Source organism: Sodalinema gerasimenkoae IPPAS B-353, from assembly GCF_009846485.1.
Taxonomy (GTDB): Bacteria; Cyanobacteriota; Cyanobacteriia; order Cyanobacteriales; family Geitlerinemataceae; genus Sodalinema; species Sodalinema gerasimenkoae.
Map to the genome: position 1 here is coordinate 1,402,573 of NZ_ML776472.1, position 15,490 is coordinate 1,418,062.

A 15,490-nucleotide genomic window follows, 5' to 3' on the forward strand; every position below is an offset into this window, starting at 1 on the left:
CAAAAAAGGGCTTGCTGTGTCATCTGCGTCCAGTCCCCGGCGGGGCTGGAACCCATTGTGCTTATGCTCAAATTCCTCCAGTGATTGGAGGCGGAGGAGCATCAATCTGAGGGCGTATTGGTGATTCGCCATCTTTTTTTCCAGGCGGGATACTGTGCGGTGAAAATAATTAATTACGGCAAATAGCGACCCCAGGATTGAGATTACAGAAATTATTATTGCAAGGTCAATTGTGAGGCTCACAAATCTGCCTCCAGGGTAAATTGTGTCGCGAACCAGTCAGGGTCGCTTCTACGAAATCTTGAGCTGAACATAACCTCAACTCGATAACTTGGATCGACTTCCCCGACTAGCTCAGGGGGGAGTTCTCGGGTTATCAGAGGAACGTCGAACCTGTCCCAGAAAAGGCGTGGCCGGAACGGGAGCGATACGATCGTCCCGCCTACCGCTAACACCACTGAAAATCTGATTCTCTGCCAGGCATAAACTCTTGTGGGGAAATTTTTGCCCTCCCATCGGTCAGTTGGAGAGTAGGAGAATTTGCAGCGGAATAAAGCTGTCGTCACGGGGGCCAACCCCAGAAAAACCCACTCATTTCGCTGCTTGTGGCTATCGGCTGCTATTCCGATTGGTATCCAGCCCATGACTCGACTGCCTCCTCTGCCTCGTCCCACTCCCCGCCGAAGGCATACTCGATCGCCTCATCTGGGGTGGCTGGCCTTAAAAGCCCAGAATTGTGATCCGCCACGAGATATTGCTGCTGGCCCAGAAACTCCTGGGCCACTCTGGGATTTTGCCAGATTAAATCGAAGCAAGGATCGCCAGGGATGGCGATCAGGGGTTCTGTCCAAGCCATTAAATCCAGGGGCTTCCTTCAATCAGGGTCCATCCGTCGGGGAGGGTTCCGGTGAATGGGGTTGACGTGAAAGTTTTCGTCACCGTGAACCGGGTCACATCTCCCGCAGGCTCCATTACCTTTTGGGCACGATTTGGCTGACGGGCGCCTCCAGTTCCGGCAGCGGAAGTCCACGCAAAGTCGATGCCTAGGTAAGCGTCGTTGTTATTGGTGCCAGTTACGGGGGTGACCCCCAAGCCGGCGAGATCGCCTTGAATCCTGGCGTGTTGCCAGAGCGGCATATCCCAGGCGTATTGGGCCGTATAATAACTGGCTTCGACTCGGATCGATTTCGTGGATTGGCGTGGGACGATCTGCCCAATGCCGCGATCGATGACTTGGATCTCTGTAGATCCATAGCTATCCCTGTCGATATAGCTGCTGATTCCGCTGCTCAAGATGCGCCCCCTGGGGGGGCGGGGGCGGTTTGCCCCCATAATGATCGTGCCCGGAAATGGAGTTCCTAGGAGGATCTCAGTTTGTCCGAAGACTCCCTTGGCGGCCGCCGTGATATTAGTTCGAAAGCCGTAAAAACTCGTGTAGTTGGGCAGGCGTACTGCGCTAATCGCGCGAGTGCCGTAAATCCGTGCTTGCGTCATTTTTTTCTGATTCTCTCTGTTATTTTCTTACCTTGAAGCCCTCGTGTGGCTTATGGATATCAGGCGACAAACTCAAGAGCCTCAACCGCAAATCCGTCCGGCGCCGCGACGATGGCGACCGGCAGACTCAGGCTGAGAGTTCCCAGTCCTTGGTCAAGATTAAAGGACAGCTGCACCCGATTAGGGGTTGTTTGTTGCTCCTTCTCAAGAAGGTTGATTTTTTTTCCCAATTCCAACAATGCCGCCATCGGGTTCGTGGCTACAAAGTCTCCGGCGGTGGGAGGGGTGAAGGTGTAATCTCCGCCGGCTAAGTCGGCCGCGGTCAACTCAATTGAGGTCGCCGTGCTAGATTCCACCACTGGAACGCTGAAGTTCAAGGTGGCCGTGCTGTTCGCTGCCGATAATGCCAGCGTCCCCGCAAACCCGGCAGGAGCATTTCCATCTTCTGAAATCTTGAGGGCTAACCGGGACACCTCAAGCAAAGCCCCCTCTAATGTGGTCGCACTGAGGGAGGAACCGGTCGAGTCAAAGGTTGCCATATCGATTATTGTACGAAAAACTGTTGGATCCATTGTAATCCCTCAAAAGCTCTGCTGGCGCGATTTGCAGCTTTTACTTTGATTAGAGTACAGTGGGGGGAGATAAAAGGGCGACCATTGTACGGACAATCTAAATAGGGGGGATTTTGGAATTGCAGATTTTCCCAAAATTGGGGACAAACAGTAAGAAGGCGATGTTGCGGCGATACCGAAAGGGGGGGCAGGCGGTGGAGGAATACGTCCCGAACGGCCATTTGCTGCGTAGGCTGCGACAAGAGCTGGGGTGGAGCGAGGGACAGGTATTATCCCAGTGCCAGCGCGAGCGGGAATACTTGCTCTCTTTGGAATGGACTAACAGATAGGAGGTGAAGTGTTCCAGGGCTTAATCCGAAAAAATCACACAATACTGAGGCGATTCTCTGGGGGGGATACTGGCTGGCTTAGCCTGATCACTCCCCAATTAACCTCGCTCAATGGCGATGTGGCTGCCTATTTTTCTAGTGCTGTGGTATCGCTTTTTTGTAAGGCGAGAATCAAATCCCTGGACGGAGTAGAACTCCCCGATATCCCACCAGATGCCTCTGAGGTGGAGCGCCTGGCTATTATCAAGCAATATGAGTGGGAGTCGCCCCGAGTTCATCTTCAAATAGGGTTAAAAGATGAAGAATTGGAATATGTCCCGATTTGGGAGGCGGCTCTCCTGAATCAATTAGGTTCCCCAAGTTACACGCTTAATTGCATGAACGTCCTGGGAGCAAGTGGGGATTTTGTCCTGGGAGATACTGTTAGCTTGGGCGCCCGAATCGTAGATGTGGGCTGGGGTGCGCTAACGTTGCAGGATGAGGTGGTGCTGTACGGGGGGGCGATTCAGGAGGCGTGGCAACTTCCCCCAGTAATCAATCTTGCAAATCAAGTTGAATCCGAAAGAATCGGGCTGCCTGTCGGAGGAACTCACGAAATTGAAGCCAATCCTGGCCGAAAAGGGCTGCTGATTTCCTCGTGGACTGAGGGCGGGATTGCAGCTATTTCTGAGGGATATTTGGAGCCTGGATTATCGGGGTTCCCTTTGGTGGGATTTGGCGCGGCTTACGAACTCAATTCTTCTAGGCTCTGGAGGGGGAAAATCTATATCGAAGCCCACACTGATATTGAGATAGAGGTCACAGAGTATTTTTGATGTATTGGTATTACAAGAGCCGCACGGATAATATTTTTTTTAGGGAGAGAAGCCGAGCGCCAATGCCTGGCTACAATCTGCTGTCTCCCCGCGATATTCGGAATTTTAGGATTCGGCGAGAGCGGTTTGGGGAGAGAGAGTGGGAGTGGCGCGGCTATGTCTAGGATGGTTCCCGCGTCCCAAACGCCTTTTTCTCGCTCCCTAGTTTTGTCCGATTTAGGGGTGGCAATAAACCGGCAGGCTCGCGCTCGGGTGCTTCCTGGGATTTCTGGATTTTACGAAGGCTTGGGTGAGGGGATAGACCGCGCTCGGTGGGAGCTGGAGAGCTTCCGTCTGCGGCGGCAGGGCTGTATTGGCTCCATGGGCGGTGGGCGATCCGGGGGTGGTGGGGCTGGTGGGAGCTATGGGCTTCCTAGTCAGACTGGGTATTCTGGCACTTTATCTCGGCGGCGCTGGGCCGTTCTCCCCGAATGCCGACGCGATGACGGTGACGGTGACGGTGACGGTGACGATGGGACTATTCGGGTCAACTGCCAGACCCGAGTTACTTTCACGCTCGCGGGGGGGACAGGATATAATTCTCGCATCGACACAACAAATGGATTTGCCAGAGAGGAGTGGTTTTACACGTACACGCCGACAAGTTGGATGCCCCACACCTCGATCTTATTTATTAAGCGGTATTTTTCGGGGGTGAACCCAGGCTGCCAGCGGCTTCAATTGATAGAAGAATCGAGTAGCCGGGAGGAGACAAATAGTTCGACAGTGCCGGGAAATGCAAGGGGCCACCCTAGCTTTGTTCTTGGCCCCGACCGAGAACTAAGGCTCGATACCTGGAGTACAGGCGGTGCGACCCCTATTATCTATACAGGATGGAATATTTATCGAATTGGAGATCCTCCACGAATAGGTCCCCCTTCTGTGCTGGTGTCCCAACGGGGAACGGATCAGTCTGTGCGGGGGCCAAATAATACCGGTCCCTGTTGGGATAGAGGATGGTTTTGGTACCTGTCAGGGAGTATTCGAGATTTCTCTTGGGAAATATCCCAAGAGCCTTTAGAGATGGGATGCCCTCCTCCTCCAACCAAAGAACCGAGGAACCCGCCACCGCCAGACGACGAGGACGACGAAGATGACGAGGACGACGATATGAATTGCTGCCGGCAGGTGCGGGACAACTGGGAGATGGTGAGGCGGATTTATCGGCGCACAGGGGCGCGGGATGATTTCCCGATCAGGGTCCCGGCAAAGCTGCGCGATCGCAGCCAGGCAACCAGGAGTATTCAGTCCAGCCCAGAATTGCTGCTGTGGCTGGCAGAAAACTTTGCCGAGACAGTGGGAGAATTCCCTTTTAAGGTGAAAGTATCCGACGACTCTGGGGAGGGGGATACAGAAGAGGTGGAATTCCCCAATATTTCCGAGGCATTGGCGGAACTTTGTTTACTAGGACTCCAGCAGCAGCATAATGCTTTTGTATCGAACGAGATCGGGCTGAAGCTAGCCGTGGAACTTTTGAACTTAAAAGTAATTACCTTGGTAACCCAGGGTCACGCTAAGGCTCACTCCGCAATGCTCGGAATAAAGGGAGGATTGGAGGAAAAAACGGTTCCTTGTCAGTTCAATTTTGGGGCGAGCCGACTAAACGAGGTCTTGGAAGGGACCGAGCATAAGTTTGACTACTATACGGCCGCAGGGGAGGACGACTCTGACGGAGAGACTGTTTTAGGACTCTTGGAACAGATCCGCGCGGTCGCCACGGTCAGCGCCGAGGCCAATTCTACGCGACTCGACGACCTCCAGGAGGCAATGGAAAATATCGACAATCTACGAAACGGCGGGACCGCCCAAGAAAGGTGGCGATTCCTGGCCGCACTACTTGATGAGGGACTAATCGGTACTCGGCGGGGAAATCAGGGTCCGAGTTACCAAGAAATTGATTTGGAGTAGGTGGGCGCGTGGGGCTACAACTTATAAAATCTCAGCTTAATAGCTTTAGCGTCAGGGATGCGATCCAGGCGGGCAGCGATGCCCGGGAGCTGGTCCTTAATCTGAAGCTGCCAGAGGACTTAGCGGCGGACAACGAGGAAGGGTCGCTCTGGGACAAGATTAAGGACTGGGGGGACGCCCTTCTGCGGACAGCCGGATTAGTGGTGAGAGCGGCTGCGGCTGGCTTCCTGGTCGGCGGGCTTGTGGGCGCGATCATTGGAGGGGTTGCCGTGATTGCGGCCAGCTTGCCTTGGGGCTGGATTATTAATACGGTCGTTTCCGTTGTTTCGAATGTTTACAATTTTAACTGGAATGCCTCTGATACCTCGCTAAAACAGCAAATCGAGGGCTACAACAACCAAATCATGGGGATTTGGGGCGAGTGGTTCGGGCGGGGATTGGGTTATGCGACTTCGATCGTTGTGGGGGGCGGAATTTCGATCTTGATGCCTGTGATCGGGGGGAAGGCGCTGGCCGCTTTTGTCGCGGGAGGCGTGGCCCGAGAAGCCTTGGAGGAAATGTGGGATGAGCTGAGGGGGGCAATTCGGCAAACTTTAAGCCTCCTGGGGAGCGGGGTGGTGGCTCGCGGTTACATGGGAATTAGATCTGCGATCAAATTTAGCCTCCAGGATGTGGGGGGCGGGGTGGGCGAGGATGCCAGCGAGTGGCGCAAGTATCTCGCCAATAAGTGGGGGAATGACGGCGAGCCGGAATGGAGTTTCCGGACTTTGGTTGAGGGGAGGGTTGAAGAGATTGACGATGCCGGGTGGCGGAATTTCGCCGAGAATGCGATCGATGGACACTGGGATGGGTTCTCAAATGGGATGGCCATTGTGGGTCGCCAAATTGACGAAGCCTGGCGGGCCGCTTTTGCGGCGGCTGAGATGGGCAAGGGAGAATACAAAGGTCTTCGCATCCAGCCAGACCCCGCAAACGAGCGAGAGACCTTCTTGTTTGTGGGCCATCAGGATGACGTTGTTTCTGACGTTGTCTCGACACTCCACACTCACAGCATGATCACCGATCGCGATGTAGGGCAGATTGCCGCGCTAGATCCAGATACCCTGGAACTTCCAGAGCTACAGCGCCGGCGACTAACCCTGATTCTTTTCTCCGTTCGCAAACCGCCGTGGCGCAACGACGATGGCAAGCGGGCTAAACGGGTCGAGATCAGCATTCCAAACCCACGTCGAAGCTTAACTTGGCAGCAAATCAAGCAGGCAATGGGCGGGCCCACTGGCTACGAGTGGGGTGGGCGCTATGCAGTGGGGCGGTTCGATTCGCGGCGCAAGATGATCGTCTACGCGCCGGAAGAGGCGACCGCACGGCAGCGGCTCCAGGCTTTGGCGGCGCTATCGGAGGACAATTTAGTTTCAATCCAGACTGGGGAGCGGGTTTTCCGAATCAATGAATCGGAGGAGAATCGCCGCCGGCGCATCCGAATCTACCCGGCCTATTTGAAATCGGTCGTAATGCGCCGGAATGCCACGTCCTCTACCCCAGGAGTGCAGGATCTTGAGGGGAACACGTGGCGGCAGCACAGCCAGAAAATCAACCTCTGGCCAGATGAGCCGCCATGGAATGCTAGCGAGATTTTCGTGCAGGAGCCTCTGCCTTGAGGTCCGATTCATCCAGCCACAGCAGGCGATCGCCAATGGCCACATGACAAGTGACTGGATCGCCGAAGGTATTAACGGAGCGGATAACCCCGTGCTTCCCGGCGACCCAGATCGGCTCGAACCCTCGATCGGGCATCAAGTACGATTTTGACTTTTCGTCCACCACCACACTATCCCCTGGCTTGAATTTCGAGCTAGGGGCTTCTTTTTGCCATATCTTCTCTGGAGTGTGTGACGGAGTGTGTGACGGAGGCTGTGACGGCTTGGAATCCTGACTGGGTGGGGGCGTGACGGATGTGACGGACTTTTGAGGTGTCTGTGGGGGTTGCTGCACTCCTTTTTGTATTAGCCCCTCGCACCTCTTTACCCCAAAGTCCGTCACATCATGCACAATTGGCTCAGGGCAAGGGTTACAGTCCGTCACACAGTCCGTCACAAGTCCGTCACAGTCCGTCACGGTCCCAGATGCGGTTTCTTGTGCTGGAGGCAGCAACCCCGCTCTGGTCAAGGCTTCTACGCTCGGGATAGAGTAAAACCAGCCATTTCGAGTCTTCGTTTTTTGAACTGAAAACGCCCCCCAAGACGTCAAGATCTGCCCGAAATTGTGCAAACTAAGGGGGTTGGAACCCGAAACTTCGCTGTATTTTCGGTAATCTTGGTACAATTCCGAGGCAAAGTCGTTGACGCCGTGGGGATGCTTATCAACGAGCCAGCGAACTATTGGGTTGTTGGCCTCCAATCGCTCCAGCCGAGTTTCTGCCACGTTGCCGATCGACCCCGACCAGCGAATCCGCCGCTTCATTTCCGCTGGGGAGAGGGCCCAGACCCAAGAGGCGATCGCAGGCAGTTCTTCCTTGAGCTTGTCCTTGAGTCCTGGGTCGCGTTGCTTGGGGATGTTGTCAAATTTTATTGGCAAAATCCGCCTGTCAAGGCCCTGACTCCCACTGGGGGAAGACTGAAACGCATTCATCGCCCGAAATAGAACCACACCTAGGCGCTCTGAGTTGCCATCTTGATAGAGGCGCCGGACCGCCACTGGCTCATTCGAGATCACCTTATTCAAAATTCCGACATTGCCCCAATGCCCATGGGCATCCTGATCGACCGCGATCAATTTGTCCAGGAGTTGCGATCGCCCCTCCTGAGATTTCAAGGTTTCCTGGTCGAAGCTCGCCACGTTCTCCGAGCCGGCCAGCCCCATCAACACCTCCAGGATTGTCCCCTTGCCTGTTCCGGGCAGCCCGATTAAATCAAAAATCTGCTCGATCGCAAAGGGGCGATCGCGATCCTTGGGGCAGATGGCCCAGCGGAAAATCGCCTGGATTAATCCGGCAAGATTGCGATCGCCTGCTGTGGTTTCCTTCAGGAATCGGCTCCAGTTCGGAGCGACGGTGGGGAGATCGCCGCGCCATTCTTGCCAGGGATAGTCTAAGGCGATCGTCTGGTAGTCTTGCCGCTCGAACTTCTCCTGGAACTTCTCCTGGTCGAAGTAGAATGTCCCGTTACTATAGGCCCGGCGATCGCCCCGGTTCCATTCGTCCTCTCGAATCAGAAGGCGGCCCCGTAATTGCCGCTCCATCGTTGCCAGGGAATTAGCGGTAATCTCCAGCCATCCTTGAGCATCGCAGAATCGGATGAGCAGAGCGTTAAAATCGTCACTCGTCACATAGCGCCATCGGCTCTGGCTCCACCGATACCAACCAATCCCAGGGCGATACGCTAGGTCTTCCTTGAGAACAGCCCACGCCATAGCGGCCTTGATTGAGTTCAGCCCTGGTTCTTGATACGAAAATTCCCAAGGGGCATCCTTAGCCCGCCCCTTCTTCCAATACTTGTGGCGGCTTCGTTGAATATTGGCCCACTGCCCCCGGAGGAACTCGTAAGCCTCAGCACCGTGTCGAGCCAGGAAATCGTCGAGGCCATTCTTGCGCCCGTCTAATTCGTTTGGGAGAATCACCGGGAACGGCGCGGCCCCGCGCTTCTGCAAATCCCCAAGCAAGCGAGACATGGCCCGCTGCACCGAAAACTTACTCACAATATCGGAGTCGAAAACCACCCCGACCTTGCGATACTTCCAATCCACCGCATCAAGTTCAGGGAGCCAGTGGCTCTCCTGGCTTTCACCGGGTTCTTGAATGTCCCAAGCCGATCCGCTTGGTGCGCTACCCCGATCGCCTTTATCCCGCTGAGCCGTCACGCCCGCCAACCCAATCGTGGGGAACCCGTGCCAGCAGGCGGAATCCGCCTTTTTCTCCCCCTCAGTGATATCGACAGGCTTATTGGAGCGCTTCAATAGCGCCCCCCAATCTTGAAGCTGGGAGAAATAAGGACGGCATCCCGACTTAGGCGGCGATAGATATTTGGGGAGTTCCCCAGATTCTCCTGAATAGCGACTCCGGGTCATCTCATCCACCGCGTCCCAGTCGGGTTTGAGGCGGTGGAAGGGGCGGTTCTTCCATTTTGAATTCGCCCGCCCCCAGCGGTAGGGGGATTTTGATTCGGGATCTATATAAGAAAAGAGGAGTCCCGGCAGTCGGTGTCCGGCTGTGGCGGCCGCGTCTTCTGGGGAAGCGGTTTCGTGCCTGAGAGAATAGATCGCCGCTAAGGGTAAGCCGGATGATTCCAGTTCCACCAAATGACGATCGCTCAGGGTTGGCATTGTGATTTGAGGTAGAATAGACATGATCGGTTTTCAAATTTTGTTAGGTTTGCAAAATCGAGTGAAACGGGGAGTCCTGCTATGACTCCCCGTTTCTGTTTTCAGGATTCGATGTTGAAGGGGGGCAGGGCTGCCTTTGGGTATAAGCGCCCCTGCCTGTTCTCCACAAACCCCCTGGAAAGAAAATCAGAGAGGTGCGGAAGCCGCTGTTTCCTGTCGACAGCAAGAATGGCTCCCTGGGATATCCCAGGGTTTCGCCGAATAGCTGCCCACAGGAAATGGCGGTGGTCGTAAATGGTTGGATCAGAGATCTTCATCTGGGATACCAGTAACATCCAGCCCCATCGACCGGCACAGAGTCTTCAGGCTTACATTTAATTCGCGAGCCAAGGAAACAGCATTGTCTAGCCGGGGAATTTTCTCCCCTTTCTTCCAATACCCGATAACCCTCATGCCCACGCCAATGCGCTGGCTCAGGTCCTGGTCGCGAACAGCGCTTGCTTCGATTAGATTCTTCAAAGTTGGCTCGTTCGGGGAACTATTTTTATCCATAGTAGCACTAAAGTGCTTGCACTAAAGTGCTTGACTTTTAAAAAAGGCTGCACTATAGTGCAAGTGGTAGACGACAAAGAGGGGCAGCAAACAACTGTCACGTCAGGGTGCTGAGGTTACTGCCCCTTTCTTATTGTCTTCTTTCGGTGAAATTACGGGAAGTGCTTATGGACCAACCTTGCGAGAATAGACCCAGACACTAAAAAAGCCGCCCAAGAGCGGCTGGATAAATGCTTGAGCCTATTCTCGCTTATTTCGGCGGACTACTGGAGTTAGTGGCCGCGCTCATTGGATTTGTCCTCGGCTGGTGGCTATTTAGCTATCTGTTTTGGGGATTACCTTGGAGCCGAATTGTAACAAAGGCTGGCTACCGAGGAAGCAAGAAAAAGCTTTTAATCCGAGCAATTTACTGGCCCACGCTCTTTGCCCCAGTGCCAATCCTTCTCTTTGGATTTGGAGAGTTCATTGAACTACTGGGGGCAGCCTCAATTTTATTGACGGCTTGCCAGTGGATCGCCATCTATTATGTCTGCTTTTCAAAGTGGCCCGTACAGCAACGGGAAACCCCCAAGGAGGAAACGCCTAGCACAACCAAATAACGTTTTTATCGCTCCCTACTTAACTGATGATGTCAGGGGCTACGGCCCCTTTTTTTTTCTTGCTTATGACACTATTCAGAACCCGTGATGGGCTAATCACGATCAATCTGGATCGCATCGACTATGCGGTTTTTGATCCGGAGCAGGATTGGGTCGAGATTTTCCTTTTTGGAAACTCGATAACCCTCGGCGGCGAGGATGCCGCCGAGTTCCAAACCGCCTGGAGAGCCGCCGCCAAGAGGCTGATTGAAGCCTCCTATCTAGGAGGTGTAGCTTGAGCAAAAAACAGGGCTGGCTGCCCACCACGGCAGCGGCCCAGCAACTTCAAATTCCAGCCCAAACATTAAGGAGACTAATAAGACAGGGCCACCTAATCCACGGCAAGCATTACAGAGAGGTGCAGAATCCAGCAAGCTACCGCCCGACCTACCAAATCCACATCACCAACACTGAAACATGGCTAAATACACCACCACTCGACCGGCCGCGATGCCGATCCAAGCGCAAGTCACGATAGTTAATCAGCTACGCCGCGCCCAATCCTACGGGCTTTGTTCGGAGGCGACGATTAAGGAGGCAGTCCGGGTGATCAATATCCCAGCGATCAACCGGAGTTACGCAGACCGGGCTTTGGTTCGGGAGCTGTCTCGAATCATGCAAACCCTAGGGGATATAGAGGGATGATTCGATTTCGAGATTCCGTCACCGTCGTTGACCCTCACAGCCCCTACCTTAATTGGTCTGGCTCGGTGGTCAGCGTCAGGGACTATTCAGTCGAGGTCGAGTTCCCAGGACGAGGAAAATTCGACCCTAGGGCAGAGTGGATGACATCAGGGCGCCCTCGCCCCATCAGCTTCTCCCACTCTCAGTTAAAAGTAGTGGCCCGATCGGGGAATTGGAAGCCACCTCGAATGCCCTGGGATAAGGAGGGAGTTTAACGAAACGTTTAAGCAAACCTTGAATTAAACCTAAGTCACAGTCAGTTCAACGCAAACCTAACAGGAGCTAAATCTATGCGACCCTTGCCAGCAGAGGAATGGGACACGCCCAAACCTCAAGACAAGTCAGATTCAACCTCAAATGTCGTCCACTTCAACGGCGGCGAAACCACGACCAAACCTGCATTAAACGAGATTAAACCTGCCACTCGTGTCGAAATCGGCAAACACTATGGCGTCACCTCGGCCGCTATTGGAAAGTGGCTTAAACAAATCCGGGAAATCTGGGAGCCTCGGAAAGAAGCGGGCGACCTAACCACTCCAGACAACCTGGTTAGCTCTTGGGGCCAAATCCAGCTTCAGCAATTCCAGGAACTGGGGGCCTCTGCCTACGAGTTCCAAGTCTTGGAAAATAACCCCATCCATTCCCTGGCTCGATTCTCTGGACATTTTGAAGAGCCAGAGGAAATTGAGGCGATCCAAATTGAAGACTGCGATTTTCAGCGAGAAGAGGCGATCGCCCTTGCTCTCCAACATCTGGAGGGGAAAGCCCAGGCGGGACTGGAGCGGTCGGCCCAATTTAACCACCAATCCAAAATCCGATTGGCTCGGAATCGGCGGCTCAAACAGAATCTGCTGATCCGGCAGGGGCAGGCAGACGCAATGGAAGATGCCGCCCTTTACACCCAGTCCTACGACTCAGCCTTAGCTCAGGCTCTGGCGGCTCAACTGAAAGCTGAGGAGGCCGCCGGCGATGACGAATAACAGCGATCGGGCTTTCCTTTGGGGAGTTGTTGTGACTCTCGGGCTGGGGGCGGGCCTCAGCTTTGCCTTACACCTGGAAACACTCCGAGCAGAATATCGCGGCTATCGCGACGCGGTGGAATACCTCCAGCGATAGCATCGCCGGGAATGGCAGCGCCCCAAAGACTCCACGCAAACCTACAAATTAGAACAATGCAAATTCTCGACCACGATACATACAAAATCGAAACGACCCGGACTGGCGACGCGGTGATCTACACCACCGCTTTTGGGGAAGAGCCGGCCACTAATGCGGAGTTGGTGCCAATCATCTCAAAGGCGACGCATAGCCTTCCACCGGCCTATGGCACGATCGGGCTAATCACCGGCAAGGCGTCACTGCCCGTGAGCTATGTTTTGGCTCATCATCTGTCGCACTACCACAAGGCCTTGGGGGTCTTTGACCCCAAACTCAATGGGTTCGTCATCGTGGTGACCCATGACCGGCAATACCCCCTCGGAAAAGTTATCTAAACAAACAAATGGGATTTTTGAATTTCAGTAATAACTCGACTCCTGGCAACAATGCCGGGGAAATCCTCTCCCAGACTGGCTACCAATACGGGCAAGCCCTGTCCCCCGCCGATGCTCACGGAATCAAAGCAGTCAAGGAATTGGCAGCAGATGTGGTCACCTCGACGGAGGAGGCCACCAAAGACTTGGGAGATCTTGAGGAGTACAACGCGCGGATAAAAACCGCGTGGGCTAAAAACTACAGCCCAAAGGCTGCTAAGGCGGAACTCACGATCGCCGAATCTCAGGCGGCCGTTGAGGGAACTCGGGCAGTCTATGGCCACCGCCTAAACCAAGCCCGCCGGAAGCCCCAGATCCTCCAGGGGCTGCTACAGGCTTTCTTCCCTAAAGCCTAGATTCCCAAAAAGAATGCGGGGATAGCACCAACTATCCCCGCCTCTGGTTCAGCTCATCGCCTTCTCACCGGCGCTTCTATTATGCAATATTTCAGCTTCACCTGCCTGTTTGTTGGCACACTATCTCTCACGGCTCAATTGGGTTTGTGGTTTCCCGGAGCCAACTGGATAGTCGGAACTTTGTCTCTCGCTGTGATCGCCCTGGCCGCTCTGCCATTCTTTGAGGAGCAATTCGCCCAGTGGAAGCTTCAGGCGATCGCCTTCCTCGCCCTCTGGATTATTGGACTAATCCTGGCCTACCAGTTCCCGTGGGGGTGGGAGTGATGAGCAGCGAACACCTTAAATCCTTCCTGGACCCTGAGCCGGAATCCTGGCAGGAGGAATTAATGGCCGCCACGCTTTCTATTTCTGGCGCTGCGCTGATCATCGGCTCGGCAATTTTTCTGCCCCTCCGTTCGCCATGGCGACCGGCGCTCACTTTCTTAGGGATTGTGGGAAATGCGATCGCCCTGACCGACTACTACGGGCAATATAAGCGGGCCGCCTATCGCCAGATTCTTGAGGAGAAGCGCCTAGAATTTGCCCAAGCCGCCGCCGAGGCTGATTTCGCCGCAGCTTTTCAGCCCCCGCAGCGCCCGGCGCAAAATACCGCCCTGCCTCCCAGTACCGCTGAGGCGATCGCGCCCTCCCCCTCGCTATTCGACTGGCGACGATTTGACACCAACCCTGATCGCTATGCCCACATTGCGATCATCGGAGCCACTGGGGATGGCAAATCCACGTTGGCGGAGGCACTGGCCCATCAGTTGGAGGGCGCGGTTTTTGCGATCGCCCCCCACTGGAAGCCGGGCGATTTCCCCGGAATTCCCGTATTTTGCGCCGGACGCAACTACAGCAATGGAGACGATTCGCCCCTAAGCTGGATTGATGTTGAGTCGGGTTGGGTGCAAGAGCCGCCTAGCGTTGTCCAGGTTATTGAAGCGCTTCTGGAGGAGTGCGATCGGCGATACCAACTGCGGGAAAAAGGGGATGAATCCTACGGTTTTATCAACCTGATCTGGGACGAAGCCCTGGCCGCACTAGACGAAGCCCCCGAGCTTGGCCGCCCTTTGATTTCCCTTCTCAGGGAAGCCCGCAAGGTGAAAATCCGCCTAATTTTACTTCTCCAGAGCGATGATGTTGCGTCGCTAAAAATCAAGGGGCGAGGAGCCGTTCGGTCCTGTCTTTCCTATGTTCGACTGGGAGATTTTGCCATCAAGCATTCCAGCAAACTATCCCTTCCCCAAGAGCAATTAGAATGGCTCCAAAATCAGCAATTCCCATGCCTGGTTGAGTGGTTCCCGGCTCAGTTCCCACAAGTTCCCGCTCGGTTCCCGCTCGGTTCCCAGGGAACCCCGGAACCGGTTACGCGGAACCACCCGGAACCGACGGGATACCAACGGTTTCAGCCTGCACCGGAACCGCCCGGAACCGGTTACGCGGAACCCCCGGAACCACCCGGAACCGACGAAGATCGGCTACGGAACCAAGCTCAAAAACTTCTCGCTTCTGGGTATTCCAAATCTCGGATTATTAAAGAGATTTGGGGGCTTGATGGGCGTAAGTATAAGCAGGGCCAAGCCCTGTGGGACTCACTAAATTTAGGAGATTAAAAATGCTTCGAGAACCGCAACACCAAATAAGCTGCCTTACGCTCAAACAGCCCTGGGCTTCCTTGACACTAGGGTGGAAAAACCTACCTATCAAAGACTGCGAAAACAGGACTTGGCAGCCCCCAAGCATTAAAGAAGTCTGGATTCACGCGGGCAAGTCGTGGGACCAAGTGGGTGCGATCGTCGTGGGGAATCGGTTGGGCCTCGACTTTGACCCGACAGACTTCCCAACTGGGCAGATACTGGGAAAAGTCCAGATCACCAAAGTAACCCGCAATTTCGACTCTTTCTGGGCCATGGGCGCCCAATACTACAAGTGGGTCTGGGCTAACCCGCAGAAGCTACAACAACCAATCCCGGCCCGTGGGCAGCAGAAAATCTGGGTTTTCAGCCCGCAAACCAAACCCTACCTCCCCAGTAACAGCGCCGATGGATATGCGTTTACTTCTCGCTACTGCGAGCAGTGCGAGAAGGACGCCGCTGCTGGACCCGAAGGCTGCGAAATCCTGGCACTGGCTCTGGCTGGCGAGCAACCGGAGGAAGCACCGAGGCAGTTGAAATTATTTTAGAATCCCTAACAGGGACTCCACCAACCAGGAATA

General features: G+C 54.6%; 17 protein-coding genes. 12 read left to right on the plus strand and 5 right to left on the minus strand.

Going from position 1 to position 15,490, the window contains the following annotated elements; translation table 11 throughout:
* Window positions 1–619: 619 nt before the first annotated feature.
* Genes L855_RS06250 through L855_RS06260 form a run of 3 tightly spaced genes read right to left on the minus strand, consistent with a single transcriptional unit; the run spans window position 620 to window position 2,033 of the window.
* Complete coding sequence (locus L855_RS06250; RefSeq protein WP_159785577.1) at window positions 620–856, minus strand: hypothetical protein; 237 nt, start codon at window positions 854–856, stop codon at window positions 620–622.
* Window positions 856–1,494 (minus strand): hypothetical protein, encoded by a 639-nt coding sequence (locus L855_RS06255; RefSeq protein ID WP_159785580.1) that lies wholly within the window; start codon window positions 1,492–1,494, stop codon window positions 856–858. The genes L855_RS06250 and L855_RS06255 overlap by 1 nt, the downstream gene beginning before the upstream one ends.
* A 59-nt stretch (window positions 1,495–1,553) precedes the next feature.
* Window positions 1,554–2,033, minus strand: a complete 480-nt coding sequence (locus L855_RS06260; protein WP_159785583.1) for a hypothetical protein — start codon at window positions 2,031–2,033, stop codon at window positions 1,554–1,556.
* A gap of 481 nt (window positions 2,034–2,514) precedes the next feature.
* On the opposite strand from L855_RS06260, the gene L855_RS06265 reads away from it, so the two are divergent.
* The 3 genes from L855_RS06265 (at window position 2,515) to L855_RS06275 (ending at window position 6,815) form a co-directional block, all read left to right on the plus strand.
* A complete protein-coding gene (locus tag L855_RS06265) occupies window positions 2,515–3,210 on the plus strand; it encodes a hypothetical protein (RefSeq protein WP_159785586.1) in 696 nt (231 codons plus the stop codon).
* A gap of 1,149 nt (window positions 3,211–4,359) precedes the next feature.
* On the plus strand, window positions 4,360–5,157 hold the full coding sequence (locus L855_RS06270; RefSeq protein ID WP_159785589.1) for a hypothetical protein: 798 nt from the start codon (window positions 4,360–4,362) through the stop codon (window positions 5,155–5,157).
* A gap of 8 nt (window positions 5,158–5,165) precedes the next feature.
* Window positions 5,166–6,815, plus strand: a complete 1,650-nt coding sequence (locus L855_RS06275) for a hypothetical protein (protein ID WP_159785592.1) — start codon at window positions 5,166–5,168, stop codon at window positions 6,813–6,815.
* On the opposite strand, the gene L855_RS06280 is transcribed toward L855_RS06275, so the two are convergent.
* Both L855_RS06280 and L855_RS06285 read right to left on the minus strand, forming a co-directional pair.
* Window positions 6,781–9,498 (minus strand): DUF3854 domain-containing protein, encoded by a 2,718-nt coding sequence (locus L855_RS06280; protein WP_159785595.1) that lies wholly within the window; start codon window positions 9,496–9,498, stop codon window positions 6,781–6,783. The genes L855_RS06275 and L855_RS06280 overlap by 35 nt on opposite strands.
* Window positions 9,499–9,777: 279 nt before the next feature.
* Window positions 9,778–10,026 carry a helix-turn-helix domain-containing protein gene (locus L855_RS06285; RefSeq protein WP_159785598.1) on the minus strand — a complete coding sequence of 83 codons (249 nt, stop codon included), beginning with the start codon at window positions 10,024–10,026 and terminating at the stop codon, window positions 9,778–9,780.
* A gap of 230 nt (window positions 10,027–10,256) precedes the next feature.
* Here L855_RS06285 and L855_RS06290 point away from each other — a divergent pair, with 230 nt between their 5' ends.
* The 9 genes from L855_RS06290 to L855_RS06325 all read left to right on the plus strand — a co-directional run bounded on the left by L855_RS06290 (window position 10,257) and on the right by L855_RS06325 (window position 15,457).
* Window positions 10,257–10,625, plus strand: coding sequence for a hypothetical protein (locus tag L855_RS06290; RefSeq protein ID WP_159785601.1), 369 nt, complete (start codon window positions 10,257–10,259; stop codon window positions 10,623–10,625).
* Window positions 10,626–10,690: 65 nt separating this feature from the next.
* Window positions 10,691–10,903, plus strand: a complete 213-nt coding sequence (locus L855_RS06295) for a hypothetical protein (RefSeq protein WP_159785604.1) — start codon at window positions 10,691–10,693, stop codon at window positions 10,901–10,903.
* 735 nt (window positions 10,904–11,638) lie between these two features.
* A complete protein-coding gene (locus L855_RS06300) occupies window positions 11,639–12,328 on the plus strand; it encodes a hypothetical protein (protein WP_159785607.1) in 690 nt (229 codons plus the stop codon).
* Complete coding sequence (locus L855_RS21400; RefSeq protein ID WP_219729881.1) at window positions 12,318–12,464, plus strand: hypothetical protein; 147 nt, start codon at window positions 12,318–12,320, stop codon at window positions 12,462–12,464. Before L855_RS06300 ends, L855_RS21400 begins: the two co-directional genes overlap by 11 nt.
* A 56-nt stretch (window positions 12,465–12,520) precedes the next feature.
* Window positions 12,521–12,841, plus strand: coding sequence for a CRISPR-associated protein Csx3 (locus L855_RS06305; RefSeq protein ID WP_159785610.1), 321 nt, complete (start codon window positions 12,521–12,523; stop codon window positions 12,839–12,841).
* 8 nt (window positions 12,842–12,849) lie between these two features.
* Window positions 12,850–13,236: a hypothetical protein gene (locus L855_RS06310; RefSeq protein ID WP_159785613.1), complete on the plus strand. Its 387-nt coding sequence runs from the start codon at window positions 12,850–12,852 to the stop codon at window positions 13,234–13,236.
* Between the two features lie 180 nt (window positions 13,237–13,416).
* A complete protein-coding gene (locus L855_RS06315) occupies window positions 13,417–13,560 on the plus strand; it encodes a hypothetical protein (RefSeq protein ID WP_159785616.1) in 144 nt (47 codons plus the stop codon).
* On the plus strand, window positions 13,560–14,888 hold the full coding sequence (locus L855_RS06320) for a hypothetical protein (protein WP_159785619.1): 1,329 nt from the start codon (window positions 13,560–13,562) through the stop codon (window positions 14,886–14,888). The genes L855_RS06315 and L855_RS06320 overlap by 1 nt, the downstream gene beginning before the upstream one ends.
* A gap of 2 nt (window positions 14,889–14,890) precedes the next feature.
* Window positions 14,891–15,457 (plus strand): ASCH domain-containing protein, encoded by a 567-nt coding sequence (locus L855_RS06325; RefSeq protein ID WP_219729882.1) that lies wholly within the window; start codon window positions 14,891–14,893, stop codon window positions 15,455–15,457.
* Window positions 15,458–15,490 lie beyond the last annotated feature (33 nt).